22 protein-coding genes and 1 tRNA gene are annotated in these 20919 nt (G+C 39.8%); 3 read left to right on the forward strand and 20 right to left on the reverse strand.

What is annotated here, in order from left to right:
• Positions 1-85: 85 nt before the first annotated feature.
• The 6 genes from EAH57_RS00765 to uvrB all read right to left on the reverse strand — a co-directional run bounded on the left by EAH57_RS00765 (position 86) and on the right by uvrB (position 7099).
• Entirely contained in the window at positions 86-766 is a 681-nt protein-coding gene (locus tag EAH57_RS00765) for a hypothetical protein (protein WP_121928421.1), read from the reverse strand.
• Entirely contained in the window at positions 766-1509 is a 744-nt protein-coding gene (locus EAH57_RS00770; protein ID WP_121928422.1) for an MFS transporter, read from the reverse strand. The genes EAH57_RS00765 and EAH57_RS00770 overlap by 1 nt, the downstream gene beginning before the upstream one ends.
• Positions 1510-1642: 133 nt before the next feature.
• Positions 1643-3100, reverse strand: a complete 1458-nt coding sequence (locus EAH57_RS00775; RefSeq protein WP_004668833.1) for a glyceraldehyde-3-phosphate dehydrogenase — start codon at positions 3098-3100, stop codon at positions 1643-1645.
• Between the two features lie 223 nt (positions 3101-3323).
• Complete coding sequence (rarD, locus tag EAH57_RS00780; protein WP_121928423.1) at positions 3324-4262, reverse strand: EamA family transporter RarD; 939 nt, start codon at positions 4260-4262, stop codon at positions 3324-3326.
• 107 nt (positions 4263-4369) lie between these two features.
• On the reverse strand, positions 4370-4954 hold the full coding sequence (locus EAH57_RS00785; RefSeq protein WP_004668835.1) for a lipocalin family protein: 585 nt from the start codon (positions 4952-4954) through the stop codon (positions 4370-4372).
• Between the two features lie 120 nt (positions 4955-5074).
• Entirely contained in the window at positions 5075-7099 is a 2025-nt protein-coding gene (uvrB, locus tag EAH57_RS00790; RefSeq protein ID WP_121928424.1) for an excinuclease ABC subunit UvrB, read from the reverse strand.
• Between the two features lie 203 nt (positions 7100-7302).
• On the opposite strand from uvrB, the gene EAH57_RS00795 reads away from it, so the two are divergent.
• The gene (locus EAH57_RS00795) at positions 7303-8097 is read left to right on the forward strand and encodes a hypothetical protein (protein ID WP_121928425.1); all 795 of its coding nucleotides are present in this window, start codon (positions 7303-7305) and stop codon (positions 8095-8097) included.
• Positions 8098-8133: 36 nt separating this feature from the next.
• On the opposite strand, the gene EAH57_RS00800 is transcribed toward EAH57_RS00795, so the two are convergent.
• Complete coding sequence (locus tag EAH57_RS00800; protein ID WP_005195874.1) at positions 8134-8313, reverse strand: hypothetical protein; 180 nt, start codon at positions 8311-8313, stop codon at positions 8134-8136.
• A gap of 214 nt (positions 8314-8527) precedes the next feature.
• On the opposite strand from EAH57_RS00800, the gene EAH57_RS00805 reads away from it, so the two are divergent.
• The gene (locus EAH57_RS00805; protein ID WP_121928426.1) at positions 8528-9763 is read left to right on the forward strand and encodes a pyridoxal phosphate-dependent aminotransferase; all 1236 of its coding nucleotides are present in this window, start codon (positions 8528-8530) and stop codon (positions 9761-9763) included.
• Positions 9764-9839: 76 nt separating this feature from the next.
• Here the strand turns inward: EAH57_RS00805 and EAH57_RS00810 are convergent, their stop codons facing one another.
• Positions 9840-10259, reverse strand: a complete 420-nt coding sequence (locus EAH57_RS00810; protein WP_121928427.1) for a GFA family protein — start codon at positions 10257-10259, stop codon at positions 9840-9842.
• Between the two features lie 116 nt (positions 10260-10375).
• Positions 10376-10807: a hypothetical protein gene (locus EAH57_RS00815; RefSeq protein WP_121928758.1), complete on the reverse strand. Its 432-nt coding sequence runs from the start codon at positions 10805-10807 to the stop codon at positions 10376-10378.
• A gap of 236 nt (positions 10808-11043) precedes the next feature.
• On the opposite strand from EAH57_RS00815, the gene EAH57_RS00820 reads away from it, so the two are divergent.
• A tRNA-Asn gene (locus tag EAH57_RS00820) sits at positions 11044-11119 on the forward strand.
• A 109-nt stretch (positions 11120-11228) separates the two neighbouring features.
• Here EAH57_RS00820 and EAH57_RS00825 read toward each other — a convergent pair.
• The 11 genes from EAH57_RS00825 to EAH57_RS00875 form a co-directional block, all read right to left on the reverse strand.
• Complete coding sequence (locus EAH57_RS00825) at positions 11229-11885, reverse strand: tRNA-(ms[2]io[6]A)-hydroxylase (RefSeq protein WP_121928428.1); 657 nt, start codon at positions 11883-11885, stop codon at positions 11229-11231.
• A 4-nt stretch (positions 11886-11889) separates the two neighbouring features.
• Positions 11890-12618 (reverse strand): pyridoxine 5'-phosphate synthase, encoded by a 729-nt coding sequence (gene pdxJ, locus EAH57_RS00830; RefSeq protein WP_121928429.1) that lies wholly within the window; start codon positions 12616-12618, stop codon positions 11890-11892.
• 56 nt (positions 12619-12674) lie between these two features.
• Positions 12675-13382: a DNA repair protein RecO gene (gene recO, locus EAH57_RS00835; RefSeq protein WP_121928430.1), complete on the reverse strand. Its 708-nt coding sequence runs from the start codon at positions 13380-13382 to the stop codon at positions 12675-12677.
• Positions 13383-13397: 15 nt separating this feature from the next.
• Positions 13398-13592, reverse strand: coding sequence for an NF038104 family lipoprotein (locus tag EAH57_RS00840; protein WP_121928431.1), 195 nt, complete (start codon positions 13590-13592; stop codon positions 13398-13400).
• A 25-nt stretch (positions 13593-13617) separates the two neighbouring features.
• Positions 13618-14643, reverse strand: a complete 1026-nt coding sequence (gene era / locus EAH57_RS00845; RefSeq protein WP_121928432.1) for a GTPase Era — start codon at positions 14641-14643, stop codon at positions 13618-13620.
• 4 nt (positions 14644-14647) lie between these two features.
• Positions 14648-15343, reverse strand: a complete 696-nt coding sequence (gene rnc, locus EAH57_RS00850; RefSeq protein WP_004668855.1) for a ribonuclease III — start codon at positions 15341-15343, stop codon at positions 14648-14650.
• Positions 15312-15689 (reverse strand): DUF4845 domain-containing protein, encoded by a 378-nt coding sequence (locus EAH57_RS00855; protein WP_004668857.1) that lies wholly within the window; start codon positions 15687-15689, stop codon positions 15312-15314. The genes rnc and EAH57_RS00855 overlap by 32 nt, the downstream gene beginning before the upstream one ends.
• Before the next feature lie 29 nt (positions 15690-15718).
• A complete protein-coding gene (gene lepB, locus EAH57_RS00860) occupies positions 15719-16582 on the reverse strand; it encodes a signal peptidase I (protein WP_121928433.1) in 864 nt (287 codons plus the stop codon).
• A 77-nt stretch (positions 16583-16659) separates the two neighbouring features.
• The gene (gene lepA, locus EAH57_RS00865) at positions 16660-18477 is read right to left on the reverse strand and encodes a translation elongation factor 4 (RefSeq protein ID WP_121928434.1); all 1818 of its coding nucleotides are present in this window, start codon (positions 18475-18477) and stop codon (positions 16660-16662) included.
• A gap of 155 nt (positions 18478-18632) precedes the next feature.
• Entirely contained in the window at positions 18633-19097 is a 465-nt protein-coding gene (locus EAH57_RS00870; RefSeq protein WP_121928435.1) for an acyl-CoA thioesterase, read from the reverse strand.
• 118 nt (positions 19098-19215) lie between these two features.
• On the reverse strand, positions 19216-20592 hold the full coding sequence (locus tag EAH57_RS00875; protein WP_121928436.1) for a Do family serine endopeptidase: 1377 nt from the start codon (positions 20590-20592) through the stop codon (positions 19216-19218).
• Positions 20593-20919: the final 327 nt, after the last annotated feature.

A 20919-nucleotide genomic window follows, 5' to 3' on the forward strand; every position in this document is an offset into this window, starting at 1 on the left:
TATTTTGCCACATTTTCGTAAATTACTCGAATATTAAAATCAGCAAATGCCCTTATAGACTGCAAAAAAGCGTGATTTCGTTCTTTTATGGTCTTACATTCTTCAATGGCACGTCCATTTGCATCTCTAAATTTGCCTTCGTCTCTTGGACAGCGTTAAACATGGTGGCATTGAAAGATGAAATCGAATTCATATCGATGGTATCGTTGATATAAAAACTGGGATTGAATTGATGCTTAATCGGTAAATTGATTGATTCATCAAAAGCAAAATAAACAGGCCCGTCAAATACAATTTTCACAGGAACGGTATAAGCACGCTTCAATTGAAATGGAATATCTAGCTTTACGGGGATATTTAGTTTTAAAGGAAATTTGGGCAGAAGCTTCTTTTGGTAAATTAAATCAGTTGTCGTCTCGATTGGCATCACCTGATCGACTTTGAGTGTGGTTTCATAATCAATATTCACTGTAATCGGCGTTTCCACTTCAAAACGCAGATCTGCTAAGTATTTTCCCTGCAAAGGTAATTGCAAAGTACGATCCATCACTAAGGTGCTCTTTAACTCCCCCTCAGACCTGACTCTTAGGTGATCTCCGACCTGAATCTTGGTCGAAAGTGACTCAGGCAACCGAATATCTGCTTGCTGCGCGGACACCATGACTGATGCCTGAATATTGAGATAGAACCAAAACAAGATCGCAACTAAGGTGGTTAAAATGACAAAACTGATCAACACACTTTTAAATGATTTAAGCATCAGCATCACTCACCTGCTTTCGCATCTTTTTTATTTAGACTCGCATCAACAGACTGAGATTGCACGCGATCCAAATACATACTCGATAGCGGAATCTTGAGTTCACCCTGTGCAATTTTGACAGGCAAAGTATTCTTAACATCAACAGAAGCATTCAATTCTGAAGTAATCGGGACATTCAATTTACCTTGAATTGGAATATTGGCATTGAGTTGTGTTTTTAATGGAATATTTAAATTCTCTTTTAAAACTGTTTTTACGGGCGCATCAAACTTTAAATGTACATTTTGCTGTAACGGCACTTGGATATTGATCGGCACATCCAGTTGCAAAGGAATCGTTCCTTTTAAAGGTAATGTCACATCTTTACCCAGAATTTTGACCTGTACTTTTGTATCTATCGGTAAGTTTTGATTGACCTTAATCACTTCTTGAACTGGAATCATGGTGCTAATTGGAACTGAACTATCGAAATAAACGCGTGGCGTGAGTGTCTGAGTTAAAGCAACATTCAACTGTTCATTAATTGGAATTTGCGCATCGACACGTCCATTCACTTCGACATCTAAAGCATCTTTCACTTTAACCCGAACTTGTAAAGGTTCTTGTAAATCAATCGCGACTTTTTGATCTTTCAATGGAATATTGATATTAAAGTGTTTAAACACCCACATCGCGATATAGACACCACACAAGTTGGCAATAATAATCAAAGCAAAAACTGCAAACAAACGCTTAAACTGCAACAATGAAGTATTCCTAACTAATCAATTCCCTTTCTCATTATTCTCAACGATTTTTGTGTTTTAATCTGCTTGTATTCTGTACAGTCAATAAAAAACCCAGTCGAAACTGGGTTTTAATTTTCAACCTAAAAACAAATTATGCATTTGTTTCAGCAGGAATTTTTGTATAGTTTACGCCACACATTTGTTCTGCGATACGTAACACTTGGCAGCTGTAGCCAACTTCGTTATCGTACCAAACATAAGCAGTTAAACGAGTACCAGAGGTAATTGTTGCTTGCGCATCAAACACACCCGCAGTACGTGAACCAATAAAGTCACTTGATACCACTTCACTTGAGTTGGTATAGCCAATTTGACCTTGTAAACTAGAGTTAATCGAGATTTGACGAATATATTCGTTCACTTCTTCACGATCAACTTCTTTCTCTAAGTTCAAGTTCAAGATTGCAAGAGAAACGTTTGGTGTTGGAACACGAACAGAGTTACCTGTTAACTTACCTTTCAATGCAGGTAGAGCTTTAGCAACGGCTTTCGCAGCACCTGTTTCAGTGATAACCATGTTCAAAGTTGCAGCACGACCACGACGATCAGCTTTATGGTAGTTATCAATCAAGTTCTGGTCATTTGTGAATGAGTGAACTGTTTCAACATGACCATTTAATACTTTGTACTTGTCATCTAAAACTTTTAATACAGGTGTAATTGCGTTAGTGGTACAGCTTGCAGCAGAGATGATTTTGTCTTCATCTAAAATATCAGTGTTGTTTACACCAAATACTACGTTTTTCATTTCGCCTTTACTTGGCGCAGTCAATACAACACGTGCAACACCTGCACATTTCAAGTGTTGGCTCAGGCCTTCAGCATCTCGCCATTTACCCGTATTGTCGATTAAAAGTGCATTATTGATGCCATAAGCGGTGTAGTCTACTTCGCTTGGGCTTGATGCATAAATCACTTTAATGAAGTTACCATTGGCAATGATTGCTTCATTTTCTTCATCGACAGAAATCGTTCCAGCAAAAGTACCGTGGATAGAATCGCGACGTAATAATGAAGCACGTTTTGCTAAGTCACCATCAGATGATTTACGCACAACGATTGCTTTAAGGCTTAAACCACGACCTAAACCTGATTGGCTGATGATTAAACGGGCCAAGATACGACCAATACGACCGAAACCGTATAGCACCACATCTTTAGGTTGTTCAGAAGTTGCCTTACCTTCGATTGATGACACTGCTTTTGCAACAAAAGCGTCTACATCACCACCTTCATTTTTATATTCAACAGCAAGTTTACCGATATCAACTTCAGCAGAACCAATGTTTTGAACTTTCATTAACGCTTCCAAGATTGGGAAGGTATTGACAACTGAAAGCTCAACATCAAGCATACGTGTACGACGATGTGATTTTAAGATCTGGATTACTGAACGGTTTATTAAAGAACGACCGTAAACAGAAACAACAATATTCTTCTCACGGTATAATTGACCAATCAACGCAATCATGTGTTCCGCGATTTCTTCACGGTTTTTCCAACGGCCTTGATGTTCTGCGTGTAGGGCAACGATAGTGTCTTTGCTCACAGTTACGTCCTCTAATTTAATATCTATACTGGGCGTGAATTTTAAAAACGCCTAATTGTAATAGAATTATCATCAAGATTGAATCAAAAGCTGCTCAAGTTGTTGAGATTTTGTCGCAATCAGCCATAAATTCATAAAATACCTATAATTATTTTTGTGATTTTAGGTAAAAATCTTTTTCAATCATCGTAATAGCCGTGATCCATTTTAAAGCAATCATTGTTCATTGGTCGTCATCTAAGCGTTTTGGGTATTGTTTTAAATTAAGTTCCAAATGTTGCTTTCGTTTTCTCTGTTGCAATAAATGTACAGCACCCTCGATCACTAAAACCAGTACAGCCAACCAAATTGGAATATAAGTGAACCATTCCTCTGCGCCGATTTTCTCTCCAAGCAACAAGGAAACAAGCGCCAAAAGCACCGGTTCTAAATATCCCAATAAACCAAAAATAATCAGTGGCAGATAACGACTTGCTAAAATGAAGCTTCCCAAACCAATTGCACTTAAGAATCCAAGCCCCATGATGATCGCAATGAGAACTGGCGCATCAAAAAACTTGAGATACGGCGTATCCCCTGTTTGAGTAAGGAAAATTGCAATAGGAAGAATCAGCAATAAATCCCACCAAAAACCACCTAAATTATCCGTTTGAATTTTTTTACGAATCACAAAATACGCGGTATAACCAATCGCGACGAGCGCAGTTTCCCATGCAATGCTGCCTAAGCGCCAAAACTCATGTCCTACTCCAAACATCGCCAAAGCAACTGCGACACATTGAAACTTTGACAGCTTCTCGCCATACAGCACACTTCCGACCAAAACCAAGATCAGCGGCAATAAGAAATAGCCCAATGAAACTTGCAAACCACGACCATGCATTGGTCCCCATAGGAATAACCACAGTTGCACTGAAGTGAGTAATGAGGTCGTCATTAGAAACAATAACAAACTTGGCTTTGCCAGAATCCGTTTAAATATAGTTTTGATATGAATCAAATCGCCACTGAACCACATGAACAAGGTTAAAAATGGCAAAGTCGCAATGATACGCCAACCAAAAGTTTGCTCGCTATCAAATGCACCTAATACTTTGGTGTAAAAAAATAAAACACCAAAGGTTACAGAGGCCAAAACTGAGTAAATAATACCTTTGAACATTTTGACCTCTATCTAGGCTAGAAAAAAACGCTAGCGAATGCATGATTTATCCACTATATGCAAATAAAAAAACCATGCAAGCATGGTTTTTAGCGAATATAGTTTATTTAACGATATTCAGGATAAATCACATCACCAATATCATAACCAACCGTTTTGGCATAATTCAGATATTCATGAATAATTTCTTTATTCGGTGTTGGAGTCCTCGAAAGTACCCATAAATATTTGCGGCGTGGTTCACCGACCAATACAGTTTGATACTCTTCATCCAGTTTTAGAATCCAATAATCGCCACGCCCAACTGGAATCCAACGTACACCTTCAGGTAAAAAACTAACACGCAATTTGCTGTTAAATGGCGCATTTGCGACAAAGGCTTCGCCTAAACTTTGCTGTAAATTTCCATCGATATCGTAGCATTTGTTATCTACCACGATATTGCCATTTTCGTTCACTGTATATGTAGCAGAGATGTTATAAGCGCACTTACGCTCAAAAAACATCGGTTTACGTGCAACCTCATACCAAATACCCAAATACTTATCTAATTCTACTTTTTCAACGGTAGGCAAAGGCTTTGATTGAGCATAAGCGTATGTCCCGATAGCCAACCCTGTCAGGACTACGCCACCAATTGCAATTTTTGCTAAACGCCAACTCGATTTTGGGAAATTTGTAATCAATGGCATGATAAATCCTCAAAACAGAAATTTGTTATAAATAGTCATATAGTTAGCTTATTAAGCTAGCCTATTTTATAAACAAAAACTGTTGAGAAATGTATCACTCTTGAGAATTTCTCTCCTATATTACGATTGCAGCATATATGCTTTTAAGCGCACGATTTCATCACGTAACCTTGCTGCCTGCTCAAACTGTAACTCTTTAGAGGCTTTGAGCATCTCCTTCTCAAGTTTACCGATCTGCTTCGCAAACAATTTTGGATCAGATAAAAGGTGTTGTTCATCAGCACTCATTGCTTGAGCTTGATCAAGCACTTTGTCATCGATTTCATCATCAGTTAACACTTCGCCTGAATCAATTTCTTTGGTTGTCTGGCGCACGGTACTGCGTGGCGTAATACCATGCAATAGGTTAAATTCAACTTGTTTTGCACGGCGTCGATCTGTTTCATCTATGGCTTTACGCATCGAATCAGTAATACGGTCCGCATATAAGATTGCTTTGCCTTTGACGTTACGTGCTGCACGCCCAATGGTCTGAATCAATGATCGTTCCGAGCGTAAGAAACCCTCTTTATCAGCGTCTAAAATCGCCACCAAAGAAACTTCTGGCATGTCCAAACCTTCACGCAATAAATTGATCCCGATCAGAACATCGTGTACCCCTGTTCTAAGATCATGGATAATTTTAACGCGTTCAACCGTATCAATGTCCGAATGCAAATACGCGACTTTCACGCCATACTCTTTCAAATATGAAGTTAAATCTTCGGCCATCCGTTTGGTCAATGTCGTCACCAGCACACGTTCATTCAAATGCTTACGCAGATTAATTTCAGATAAAACATCATCAACTTGAGTTAGTACAGGACGCACTTCAATTTCAGGATCAATCAAACCCGTTGGACGTACCACTTGCTCTACGATCTGTTCAGATTTTTCCATTTCATAGCGTGCAGGGGTTGCACTGACGTAAACAGTCGTCGGCACAATTCGTTCCCACTCTTCAAACTTCATCGGACGATTGTCCAGCGCACTCGGCAAGCGAAAACCATAATTCACCAAGTTTTCTTTACGTGAACGATCGCCCTTATACATCGCGCCGATTTGAGGAACGGTGACATGCGATTCATCAATAATCAACAAAGCATCTTCAGGGATATAATCAAAGAGTGTCGGCGGTGCTTCACCCGATGGACGTCCTGAAAGATGACGTGAATAGTTTTCAATGCCATTGGTATAGCCCAATTGCTGCATCATTTCCAAGTCATAGCGCGTACGTTGCTCGATGCGTTGGGCTTCAAGCAGTTTGTCGTGCTCACGGAAAAACTTAAGTTGATCTTGCAACTCATCTCTGATGGTATCAATCGCACGGGTTAAATGATCTTTTGGCGTAACATAATGACTTTTTGGATAGATGGTAACTCGCGGAACTTTCCGCACCAATTTTCCAGTTAAAGGATCAAACCAACGGATCGAATCAACTTCATCATCAAACAATTCAACGCGAATCGCATCCTGATCGGATTCCGCAGGGAAAATATCAATAATCTCACCGCGGATACGGTATGTACCACGTAAAAACTCTAGTTCATTACGGGTATATTGCATCTCAACCAAACGACGGATAATGTCATCACGACCGATTCGATCACCTTGCACAATATGTAGCAACATCTGCATATACGCATTCGGATCACCCAAACCATAAATCGCAGAAACCGATGCCACAATAATCGCATCTCGACGTTCTAATAATGCCCGTGTTGCCGAGAGGCGCATTTGATCAATGTGATCATTAATGGCTGAATCTTTTTCAATAAAAGTATCTGATGACGGCACATAGGCTTCGGGTTGATAGTAATCATAATAACTAACGAAATACTCAACCGCATTGTTGGGGAAAAAAGATTTGAACTCCCCATAAAGCTGAGCTGCAAGGGTTTTATTATGTGCCATGACAATGGTTGGACGTTGGGTTTGGGCAATCACATTTGCCATGGTGTAGGTTTTACCTGAACCTGTAACGCCCAGTAGCAGTTGATTACGAAAACCTTGTTCAATGCCACTGACCAATTTTTCAATCGCCTGTGGTTGATCGCCTGCAGGTTGATAATTGGTGACTAATTCGAATGGTTGGTTTTCGCTCATAAAGATACTGTCATACTAAATTTTAGTTCATTCATTTTATGGGGATGATTGAGGATTACTCAATGCTGAAATATTCACTATTATGTAGCAACCGCATAAAATGATCATAATCATAGAACACTCTCATGTATTCATTTTTCTACTTGACCAACTACGCAATCAGTTGCAACATGAAACTTATACACAATTTTAATGATAAAAATATGTCTTACCAATACCACGATGAAAGTATAGTCACCGAACTCCCAGAAGATACTGTTTTTGTTTTTGGCAGTAATCTCGCAGGTCAACATGACAGTGGCGCAGCTCGGGTTGCCGCACAACATTTTGCAGCAGTGAAAGGTGTTGGACGTGGTTGGGCAGGTCAAAGTTTTGCCATTCCAACGTTGAATGAACACATTCAGCAAATGCCACTCTCACAAATTGAGCATTATGTGAATGATTTTAAAATCTATGCCGAAAATCATCCCAAAACAAAATACTTTTTGACTGCTCTCGGTTGTGGAATTGCAGGCTATAAAGTGTCAGAAATTGCACCTTTATTTAAAGGGATTCATTCCAATGTTATTTTCCCTGAATCATTCCGCCCCTATATTGAAGAAGATGCGGTTTCACAATTTCCAAACTTAACGGCAGATATGGTCCATACCTTTATCACCGATGACGTCATTTTCTATTTCAATCATGGCTATGAATCCTTTACTGAAGCTTTAGATAAAACCCAATTATCCCCTGCTGAAAAAGCCATTGCCTTAATTGTTCTGAATGAAGAACTATACCCACGTGATCGTTATGGACGAGGACGTGAACATGAAATCAAGGATATTTTAGGTAAATTAAATGGAAAAATTTTCCATTTTCAAAATAACACCGAAGGCGCGATGATCTTTGTCAGTGTGATTATTGCGCTGATGGAACTTTATGACATAGATGAACAAGACTTCATCAAACTTTGGCGTGGCGAACTTGAGATTCAGCACCCAATTAATCGTACTTAAAATAAAAAAGCCAATCATATAATGATTGGCTTTTTTCTAACGTTTCCCCATCGAACGACGAGTACCACGCGGTGGCATCCACGTTCGATCTGCGTATTGCTCAGGCTTTGGACGCACCTGATTATGCACAGCACTCTCAGAATCATCCTGTGCCGATGGCATCGGGAAAGGTAATTTGACCAAAGCTTTTTTGGCTTTTGGTTGTTGATCACTCATTGAAATTCTCTCGAAATCAAAATTTCTAACCACTATTGTAATAGATTTTTTATGATGATGATAAAAATAAAATATGAAAAAAATGAGAACCAAACCAATACTTACAATTTGGTAACTTTTTATACGATTAAGGCAGGTTTCAACCACAATCATTTCTATTTAAGCTAAGATAACATGCTTTTTTATTTTTAATCCCATAAGAAGGAATAATGCCGTGGACGTACGTCTCTCTGATCGTGTCAATGCCATCAAACCATCTCCTACACTTGCAGTCACCAACAAAGCTGCTGAGCTTAAAGCTGCTGGTAAAAACGTGATTGGTTTAGGTGCAGGCGAACCAGACTTTGATACCCCTCAACACATCAAAGATGCTGCAATTGAAGCGATCAACAAAGGCTTTACAAAATATACAGCAGTAGACGGTACTCCAAGCTTAAAGAAAGCAATTATTGCAAAATTAAAACGTGACAATAATTTAGATTATCAAGCTAACCATATTTTGGTGTCTTGTGGTGGTAAACAAAGCTTCTTTAACTTAGCACTCGCTTTGTTAAATAAAGGCGATGAAGTGATCATCCCTGCTCCATTTTGGGTAAGCTATCCAGATATGGTGATTATTGCGGAAGGCACACCTGTGATCGTAAAGTGTGGTGAAGATCAACGCTTTAAAATCACCCCTGAGCAATTAGAAGCAGCAATTACTGCAAATACTCGTTTAGTGGTCTTAAACAGCCCATCTAACCCAACGGGTATGATCTACACTAAAGCTGAATTAGAAGCTTTGGCTGAAGTACTTCGTCGTCATCCACATGTCTATGTCGCTTCAGACGATATGTATGAACCAATTCGTTGGGAAGATGCGTTCTATAACATTGCGACTGTAGCGCCTGATTTATATGACCGTACCATCGTATTAAATGGTGTATCGAAAGCCTATGCTATGACTGGCTGGCGAATTGGTTATGCGGCGGGCCCAGCAAAAATTATTGGTGCAATGAAAAAGATCCAATCACAATCAACCTCTAACCCGACATCGATTTCCCAAGTTGCTGCTGAAGCGGCCTTGAATGGTTCACAAGATGTTCTTAAGCCGATGATTGAAGCATTCAAACGTCGTCACGACTTAGTGGTAAATGGCTTGAATGAAATCAAGGGTATTTCTTGCTTAACAGCAGATGGCGCATTCTATGCTTACGCTAATATTCGCCCTTTAATTCGTGCCAAAGGTCTAAAATCTTGCACAGAATTTTCTGAATGGTTACTCGAAGAAACTGGCGTTGCTGTTGTTCCTGGCGACGCATTTGGTTTAGGTGGCTTTATGCGTATTTCTTATGCAACGGCTGACGAAGTTTTAGTTGACGCACTTGCACGTATCAAGCAAGCAGCTGATTCAATTGATGGTGTAGATGCAGCGATTGCCTCAATAGAAGCAGAAAAAACTGCCAAATAATCAACCTATTTGCTTTAAATAAAAGGAAACTTCTCAATGGAGTTTCCTTTTTTAATATCCAATCAAACGTCTAATTCTAATCCGAAGATTCAGCATTAAACAAAGCAACGACATCAGCTTCGGTCAATTTCTTGGTTGAGTTTTCGAAAGCATAAAACTCAGGTTTGCAATCAATGTAGATTTCCATATCCAAGTTTAAGTCTTTCGGCTGTTCATTCAGTGAGAATACATTGATATTGCAGTAATTTTGGTCTTTAGTCCGCCAGAACAAAGTTGTACCACAAACATTACAAAAACCACGCTCACCCCAAGCAGATGAGTTGTAAACCGAAAGGTGATCTTGTTTAAGAAATTTTAGACTTCCCTGCTCAACATCAATTGTCATGATTACTCCACTGGTCTGTCTACGGCAGATAGAGCAATGGCAGACATGCACATCATGATTTTTTAATTCAACTTCAAAAGTGGTTTCACCACAAACACATTGTCCATTCATTATAAATTCACCTTACTTTTAAATTATTCTTCATAAGTTCAAATAGTTTAAAACAACGCATATTTTTAACAAACGGACAATTTGTAAAACCCCATATTAAAAATAATCTAAGTAAATTAAGCAATTGCCTTTTTTACTTTAAAATTTTTCGGTCGCGTAAATAAATGACTGAATACCGCATATTGCCAAATACTCTTCACTTGTACCGTAACAATCTTCTCTTCTGCAACAGACCATGCCAAAGCTGTATTTGCGCCTAAAATCAATTCACCACCGAGTTGAAATAAATATAAAGGGCTTTGTTGGTTTACGGTGAGTGGATTTTTTTGACTCAATAAATTGCGTGAATCTAGGATTTTCCACTTATTACCGAACCATAACTGCAATAAATCGCCCAAGAACAAGGCTTGTTTCTTAAAAGGAAATGTATTGATAAATGAACTTTCAACAGGCGTGTAATAACGCTCAGGATCTTGGAGGATATCAAGATAATGTTCTTGATAAAAAGATAGATTTGAAAAAATAGATTGAATACGAAGAATAGTCATTTTGACCTCCGGTTTAGCCATTTTAGTGCTGGCAAGTAGGGTTAAATCCACACTGTCTAGATCAATGTCTAAACGCTCTTTCTGAATTAAATCTAGCAATCACATGTTCAAGTTTCAAGTATTTTTTTCGATTTAACGCTAATTGTGCAAATAAAAAGCATACAACACAAAAATGAAAGAAACATGGCAGTTTTAACTTGACCGATCTTAAAAGCCGCCTATAATGGCTGTCAGATTCTCCCATAGCTCAGTCGGTAGAGCGACGGACTGTTAATCCGCAGGTCCCTGGTTCGAGCCCAGGTGGGAGAGCCAAGATTCTAAAAAGCCCATATCACTGATATGGGCTTTTTATTTGTATATTCATAATAGAAATAAAAAAACCTCTGAAATTATCAGAGGTCTTCTCAACTTTAGTTCAGAATTAAGCGACGATCTTTGCTGGCACACCACTATGGAAACGGAAAGTATCATCTGGACTTAAAATCAGATACTTCTCCACTTCACGAATATACTCAATCCGCTGTTGAATGGTTTCTTCAGGATCTTTTAGTTTCGCCGTTTTCGCAACATCTAAAGCCAGCGCCAAATAATCCTCAAAGTGACGTGATTCTGATTTAAGCAAGTAACGATAGTAGCGACCGAGCTCATCATCAACAATTGGTGCAAGTGCATAGAATCGCTCACAAGAACGCGCCTCTACAAATGCCCCGATGATCATCACGTCAATCAAGGCCTCAGGTTCATAGGTACGGATTTCTTTGCGTAAACCACCTGCATAGCGCCCCGCGCTCAACCCCTTCCATTCTTGACCACGTTTGTTCATAAACTCAAGAACCTGCTCATAATGCAGCATTTCTTCACGCACGAGCTGCGCCAACTTCACTTGTAAGTCAATAAAAAAGCTATAGCGAAACATCAGGTTCATTGCCGTACTGGCAGCTTTCTTTTCACAATTTGCATGGTCTTGCATCAATATTTCAAGATTATTAATGGCTTCATCTAACCATGCTTGAGGTGTAGTACAACCTAAAAAACCAATCACAGGTTGCATCAACTCATCGTAATTCATACTACTCATCAACTTATCTCGCAGCAGCCTGAATCGCTGCTTTCATCTCTTTTACCGCTTGAGCCAACCCGACAAATACACTATCTGCAATAATCGAATGCCCAATGTTTAATTCATGAATTTGCGGGATCGCGGCGATAGGCGCGACATTTTCTAGGTTTAAACCATGTCCAGCATTGACCACTAACCCCTTCGCAGCGGCGTATTCAGCACCTTTGACGATGCGTGCCAATTCTGTTTGCTGTTGTTCATCCGTCTCCGCGTCCGCATAAGCACCTGTATGGATTTCAATGGTTGGCGCACCACATGCAACTGCCGCATCAATCTGGGCTAAATCTGCATCAATAAATAGTGACACATCACATCCAATCGCTTTGAGTGCTTCTGTCGCAGCTTTAACTTTTTCAAAATGACCAACCACATCCAAGCCACCCTCTGTTGTCACTTCTTGGCGGCGTTCAGGCACAAAACACACATGTTGAGGCTTAATTTCTTTGGCAAACTCAACCATTTCATCGGTGACTGCTAATTCAAGGTTCATGCGTGTCTTCAATAATGGACGCATGCGACGAACATCATCGTCTTGTATATGACGACGATCTTCACGTAAATGTAAGGTTATGCCTTCTGCACCTGCTTGTTCACAGACCAATGCAGCCTGTACAGGATCAGGGTAATTTGTACCACGTGCTTGTCTTAATGTCGCAACATGATCAATGTTTACACCTAATATTGCAGCCATAAAAATATCCTATTGTTTTTCACCCTAAAGCACTTAAAAGTTTTGCTTTTGAATGATTAAGTTTGAGTATTTTGAATCCAAAGTTGACGGCTTTTCAGCGGTCGATCACCCAACAATGAGCTAATCATTTGACGGTATAGTTTACCTAATAATTGCAATTGTTCGTGAGAAAAATCCTGACCTTGTTCATAACTGAGCATGGATGCAATTAGAGCACCATCTAGCGTTGAACGTGAGGCTTTTGCAACAGGCATAAAACCATCATTAAGCTGAAATTGATAATGCTGAGATGGTTGAACTTGTTGTTGGCTACCATCCACTGAGAAATCAATTGCATAGCCTAGCTCTTGCAATAAAACATGCTCAAATTGACGTAAAATTTGACGCAAAAACAAAGATGCTTGTTCATGCGATGCAAGTAGCTGTAACTGCAATAAAACCATTTGATATTGCTGAAATGTTTGTGGCATCGCTTCTTCAAGCGAACACAAACGCAAAATGACTTCATTTAAATAAAAACCAGCAAAGAAAGCATCGCCATGAAAAAAAACTGGTTGATTTAAAATTTCCAACTTAGTGAAATTTTTAAGTTCAGATTTGCCTGTGGCTTGTAAACGGATCGGTTGATATTGGGGTGGCGGAGTCTGTCTCAGGATCCCATCCACCCGACCATATTCCTGTGTAAACAAATGCACAATATGGCTTTTTTCTCGGTATTTACGATGATGAATTAAATATCCATGCAAGACCTCATTGCGCATCATAGCATGCGACTCACCCTAGTCCTTTGCATCCTTTTTTTCATCATCTTCACCATCAGGAATCACAGCACCCACCACAGCCGCTGTGCCTTTCACAACGCCCTTGGTGGTTTTATAGGCAACTTTAACAGGTACAGTCACCACTTTATGAATACACCCTTGCAACATGAATATACATGTCACGATCGCTATTACTCGTATTGTGATTTTCATACCTGCTTCCATCTTAATAAATTTTTTAAATATCGCTATAACCCAGACTTTTCAGCGCACGTTCATCATCAGACCAGCCACCTTTCACTTTAACCCAAAGCGTCAGCATAATCTTTTGCTCAAACATTCTTTCCATGTCTGCACGTGCATCCATACCGATACTTTTCAGCTTCGCACCTTTGTCACCAATCACAATGGCTTTTTGACCTTGGCGTTCTACAAAAATGGTCGCATCAATATAAGTACAAGCAGACTTCAATTTACCCGTCTTTTCATTCATCACTGCTTCTTCAGTTTTAAATGATTCGATCTGTACAGTTAAATCGTATGGTAGTTCTTCACCCAACTGACGCATAATTTTTTCACGGATAATTTCACTTGCAAGGAAACGTTCTGAACGATCCGTGATCTGATCCAATGAATATAATGGCGCTTGATAAGGTAAGTACTTTTCAATAGTGTCACGCAAGTGATCTAGATTCGCACCACGCAAAGCTGAAACAGGGACAATTTCAGCAAAGTTCATTAATTTGGCACGTTCACGAATCAGTGGAAGTGCTTCATTTTTATTTTCAAAAGTATCAAGTTTGTTGATCACCAAAATCACAGGCATTTCTGCGTTTTTAAGTTTCTCTAAAACAAGCTCATCATTTTGAGTCCACTTTTGTGCATCAACTACAAATAAAACCAAGTTCACATCACGCAACGCAGAATGTGCAGCACGGTTCATCATTTTATTGATCGCACGGACTTCTTTTTTGTGCATTCCTGGGGTGTCAACAAATACCGCTTGTGATTTTTCACGCGAATCAATGCCCACAATTTTATGACGAGTGGTTTGTGGTTTACGTGAAGTAATCGAAAGTTTTTGTCCTAATAGATGGTTCATCAACGTTGATTTACCCACATTTGGACGACCTACAATTGCGACAAAGCCGCTTTTGAAATCCGAAGGAATGGTGACTTCTTTAGAACTAAAAAATTGATCAACAACATTTTGATCATCTTGCGGTTCAGTAATTTCTGATTGATTGTCATTTGAATGAGACATCAAGTTATTGCTCCAATAATTTTAAAATTTCAGCCGCTGCTGTTTGTTCAGCGAATCGACGACTTGAGCCCTCACCATGGATTTTAGGCAAACCATCAATCAAACATTCCACCGTAAAATGTTGATTTGGCGCATCGCCCTGAATATCTACAACCTCGTAAACTGGGAGAGGTTTTTTACGTGCTTGTAAATACTCTTGTAAGCGTGATTTCGGGTCTTTGAGTTGATCTGTGGGTTCAATATAATCAAGGTATGGTTCATACCATTTTAACACAATGCTTTGTAGCTGGTTTAGATCATTACAGTCTAAATAAATCGCACCGATAATCGCCTCAACCGTATCGGCAAGGATAGACTCGCGGTGATGACCACCAGATTTTAACTCACCAGTACTTAAGATTAATGACCGACTGAGCTGTAAATCATTGGCGATTTTACCGAGTGCTTCTTGTCTCACAAGCGTCGCTCGCATACGCGTCAAACGCCCTTCATTTTCTAAAGGGTAGACCTGATATAAATAATTGGCAATGATCATTCCCAATAACGAATCGCCTAGAAATTCTAGGCGTTCGTAATTGTGTTTATGGCTAACAGAGCGGTGGGTTAAAGCCAGTGTCAACAAGTCAACTTGTTTAAACTGGTGACCGATTCGCCCTTGTAAGCGACTATCACTGAGCTTGTTTGGCAGATTTTTGGTCAAAAGTTTTCTCAAAAGTCATCACTAAACTAATATTGAGCATGAAAGGCTTCCGCACTTCATACTTTTTGTTTACGATCAAATCATCTTTATATGTGGCTTGTGCGACATCCTTAAAACGAAGATCACGTATTCCATTCATATCTAAACGCTGATCCATCTGAGATGCAAATTTACTCGGTGTCGTATTTTGTGGGCTATCTTTTAATAGTCCCTCAATTTGACTGTCGATCACTTTGTCATCCCAGTACGCTGGCCAAATTGCAATTGCTGCTTTCACAGCAACTGCAAATAAAACCACCCCAAATAAAATTGCAATATACGAAGTCCCCAACTGAGATTTACGCATCTTTATATTTCCTATGTGTTTTTTATTTATTAGTCAATTTTAGCATTTCGGTTAAAACTTGGAAGTTTAAAACCAGGTTCTTTATGCATCCATACATAAAAAGCACGACCTGTTAAGTTTTCTTCAGGTACAAAGCCCCAAAAACGACTATCCGCACTTTGATCACGGTTGTCACCCATAGCAAAGTACTGACCTTCTGGTACAGTCACTTCCCAATCTTGCCCTTGACTCTGAATAAACACGTCATTGGCTTTAGCAACAAATGGAACCAATGCATCTGCACCTTTGGCTTGTGCAAATTGATAGGTTTCAACCAAAGAGTTACGTCCGTCTATATAGCGAACCGAATACTGATGATCACCTAAAGTTTCTTTAAAGTAAGAGACTGTTGGTGTTTCCAATAGATCTTTTTCACGCTTAACTTCAGTCGAAACTTTGGCAACCTGCTCACCATTAATCACCAACTGACCGTCTTTATATTGAATATGATCGCCCGGCAAACCGACAACGCGCTTGATATAACTAATAGTAGGTTGTGGTGGATAACGGAAGACAATGACTTCACCACGTTTTGGCTCACCGACATTGATCACTTTGGTATTTACGATCGGTAAACGCACACCATAATCAAATTTATTGACCAAAATAAAATCACCAATTTCTAAGGTCGGAACCATAGACTCAGATGGAATATTAAATGGTTCATATAGGAAAGAGCGCAAAACGAGTACGATCGCCAATACAGGCCAGAAATCATACGCCCATGTAATGATAAAATTTTCCTGATCTCGCCCTTTGTTTGCACGATGTTTGAGTACAAACTTATCAAGCAACCACACCATGAAAAATATAAGTGTGGCAGGTACCAGAATCAAATTAAAATCAAAATCCACACACCCTCACTTGCAGCCGACAAGCTGCTTGTCTTGGGCTGGACAAAGCAACACTTTGTTCTGCCAGCCACATTTATTTATCTTTCAACTTTCAATACAGCTAAGAACGCTTCTTGAGGGATTTCAACACTTCCCACTTGTTTCATGCGTTTCTTACCTTCTTTTTGTTTTGAAAGTAACTTTTTCTTACGCGATACGTCACCACCATAACATTTTGCTAATACGTTTTTACGCATCGCTTTTACAGTAGAACGTGCAATGATTTGCGCACCTATGGCCGCTTGAATCGCCACATCGTACATTTGACGAGGGATCAAGTCTTTCATTTTTTCAACCAGTGCAATACCACGGTGACGTGCATCATTACGATGACAAATCATTGCTAAGGCATCAACCTTTTCGCCATTAATTAACACATCAACCTTAACCAATGCTGAACTTTCAAAACGTACAAAGTTATAGTCGAGCGATGCAAAACCACGTGAACAAGATTTCAATTTATCAAAGAAATCCATGACCACTTCAGCCATTGGGATTTCAAAAGTGAGTGAAACTTGATTGCCCAAGAATTTCATGTCTTTTTGCACACCACGGCGCTCAATACACAAGGTCATGACATTGCCTAGATATTCCTGTGGTACAAGAATATGACACTCAGCAATTGGCTCACGCAAATCTTCAACTGTTGAACCATCTGGCATTTTTGATGGGCTATCGATATAGATGATATCGCCCTTCTTGGTCAATGCTTCATAAATCACTGTTGGTGCAGAGCTGATCAAATCAAGATCATACTCGCGCTCTAAACGCTCTTGTACGATCTCCATGTGCAGCATGCCTAAGAAGCCGCAACGGAAACCAAAACCTAAAGCATCTGAACTTTCTGGTTCAAAAAATAAAGCAGAGTCATTAATCTGTAGTTTTTGTAGTGCTTCACGGAACGGTTCAAAATCGCTAGCATCAATCGGGAATAAGCCCGCATAGACCTGCGGTTTAACCTTTTTAAAGCCCGGTAAAATCGCAACATCTGGCGTGCTTGATAAAGTAATGGTATCGCCCACTGGCGCACCAAAAATATCTTTAATCCCAGCAATAACAAAGCCAACTTCACCCGCTTCGAGTATATCGGTTTCACTATGTTTTGGATTGAACACACCTACAGAAGTGACTGGATGCGTCTGACCTGTCGATCTCACCAACATTTTGTCGCCCTTACGGATACGACCTTGTTTAATGCGAACCAACGAGACAACGCCTAAGTAATTATCAAACCATGAGTCAATAATTAAAGCTTGTAACGGTGCATCACGATCACCTTCAGGTGCAGGAATCACATCCACCAAACGCTCTAAGACACCTTCAACGCCTAAACCTGTTTTTGCTGAACATGTCGGTGCGTCTGTTGCTTCAATACCAATAATTTCTTCAATTTCATGGATAACACGTTCAGGCTCTGCTTGAGGCAAATCAATCTTGTTTAAGATTGGCAATACTTCTAAGCCTTGCTCAATTGCGGTATAGCAGTTCGCCACTGACTGAGCTTCTACGCCCTGTGCAGCATCCACAACCAACAACGCGCCTTCACATGCAGCCAAAGAACGCGAAACCTCATAAGAGAAGTCAACGTGTCCTGGTGTATCAATAAAGTTCAGTTGATATTCTTGACCGTTTGGATGCGTGTAATACAGCGTAACTGACGCAGCTTTAATGGTAATCCCACGTTCGCGCTCAAGCTCCATAGAGTCCAGTACTTGAGCCTGCATCTCACGATCTTGTAAGCCACCACACATTTGAATAAAGCGGTCAGCCAAAGTTGACTTACCATGATCAATATGAGCAATAATCGAGAAATTGCGTATATTTTTGATATCTACGGATTTTTTAGCTTGCGCCATGGGTTACCTTGAGAAAATAGAACGCTCTATCCTTTAAAAAAGCGATGAGCCAAAGCGGTTTAACAAAATTGTTAGGGATTATAACAGAACGACCTTTCAAAGTATTCAAAATAATGATGCCTATTTAAGAGCAAACATAAGCATCTTATTTAGATTTAAACTGGAGAAATCTGCGCATAAGAAACCGAAAAATCCATTGGATTCAAATCGGTTGAGATAGGCTGATACGCTTGGGAGAAGCTTGGTGACATACGCTTTGGACGACCAGTTGCAATCTCGATACAAGCCCATTTGGTATTCGCAATAAACAAGACACTCTGATCTTTTGGACGATAAAATGCATACTGACGGAACGAGTACAGCGCATTTATATCATCTAGCCATGTCCGTAAAATAATTTCTTCACCTTCAAGCGCAGCTTTGCGATATTGCACATGATGTTCAACTGCAACCATGGCATGTTTTAGTTCTAAATACTGCGCCAAACCTAAGCCTAGCGTTTCGATATGTGCAGCCGCCACATCTTGCATCCACTGCACATAGACCACGTTATTGACATGACCCAGCACATCAATATGTTCAGGTTGAACCTGTATTTTTAAATCAAAAATCGTACTCATAATATAGCTATACTTTTTAAATCCATACACTGCTGCACACAGTAATGCAAACCCATCGATATGACAAAATTAAAAACCACTCAAAGTGAGAGTGGTTTTTTATTTGCATTATGAAATCTTATTGTAGGCGTAGACCCAATATTGCTCGTTGACCCTGACGAATAATTGCAACACGCGCAACACTTCCTTTAGGCAATCCAGCAATCACTTTGGCAAAAGCTGCACTATCCGTAATCGCAACCCCGTTGACTTGTAGAATCACATCACCAGCAACAATATTTGACAACGAAGCCAAACCACCACGTTTCACCTCTTGTACCAAAATACCACCAGACACATCTAAGCGAGATTGCTCAGCAGGTGTCAGATTTCGGATACTCATTCCCAATCCATTGGTTGGGTTATTTTTATCTTCTGCTGCAGGTGTGTCATCTGGTGCAGTACTTAAAGTTGCTGAAACGGTACGAATTTTTTCATCACGTAAAACATCTAATCGAATGGTTTGATTCGGAGCAGTACGGTTTAGCGTATAGAGCAAATCACTGGTACGAGAAATAGCTGTGCCATTAATTTTTAAGATCACATCACCTGATTTTAAACCTGCTTTTTCTGCTGGTGATTTTGGTGCAACTTGAGTAATCAATGAACCTTCAGGTTTTGGTAATTTATATGCTTCAGCCAAATTACGATCAATATCTTGGAGCATGATACCCAGATAAGAACGGGTCACTTTACCATTGGCTTTCAGTTGCTGAACCACATCCATCGCGACATCAATCGGAATCGAGAATGACAAGCCCATATAACCGCCTGTGCCACTAAAAATTCGAGAGTTGACGCCGACCACTTCACCGCGTTGGTTAAATAATGGACCACCAGAGTTACCCGGATTTAAAGCTGCATCAGTTTGAATAAAAGGAACTGACGTCTCACCACTCATATTACGTGATTTTGCACTGACGATCCCTGCTGATGCTGAATAATCAAATCCAAAAGGAGAACCAATGGCCAGAACAGGCTCACCAACTCTAAGCTGGTTTACATCACCCACTCTTAACTCAGGGAAATTCGCCCCTTCAACCTTAAGTACCGCAACATCGGTCCTTTCATCACTTCCCACCAATGTTGCGTCAAACTCACGACGGTCATTTAAAGTGATGCTGATACGTGAAGCATTTGAAATCACATGATGGTTTGTCACCAAGTAGCCATCTTTACTAATAAAAAATGCACTACCGAAAGCTGTTTTTTCTTGCGGGCCTTGGCGTTGAGGAATAATCACCTGATTGCCAAAAAAACGGCGTAGAATTTCTGGGACTTGTTGCTGTAACAACTCTTCCTGAGTCATTTTTTTCACAACATTGACACTCACCACAGCAGGGCTAACCTGCTCAACCAGATTTGAAAAATCTACTGGCGCTGCAGCATTGACTTGAGCAGCGGCAACTGTAAATACCGCAGCATACATTCCTTGTTGTAAAAAGCGACTTTTCATGAAGCAAGAACCTACAGACTGATGATCAAAAAAAATTTTAGACTATGTTTTTAGCATATGCCCACTCATATTTTCGTAAAAATATGTTTATCTTTTCAAGATATAAACAGGTGTTGCAGATAAAAATGTTAATAAATAATCAAAATACCGAACATCACTCATGCTTTCATTTTCGAGCGTATGAGAATCACCAACAATAGCCCCATCACTCGATACGAAGATATAGTGAACCGCTACGCAGATTAAATATCATCACATTTGCTAAAAATTCATTCAACTCTAGGCAGATTAGCCCTTGCCTTTTTAATGAAAAAGCGTTGTCATTAG

The organism is Acinetobacter sp. 2JN-4 (assembly GCF_003687745.1).
GTDB classification, from domain to species: Bacteria; Pseudomonadota; Gammaproteobacteria; order Pseudomonadales; family Moraxellaceae; genus Acinetobacter; species Acinetobacter halotolerans.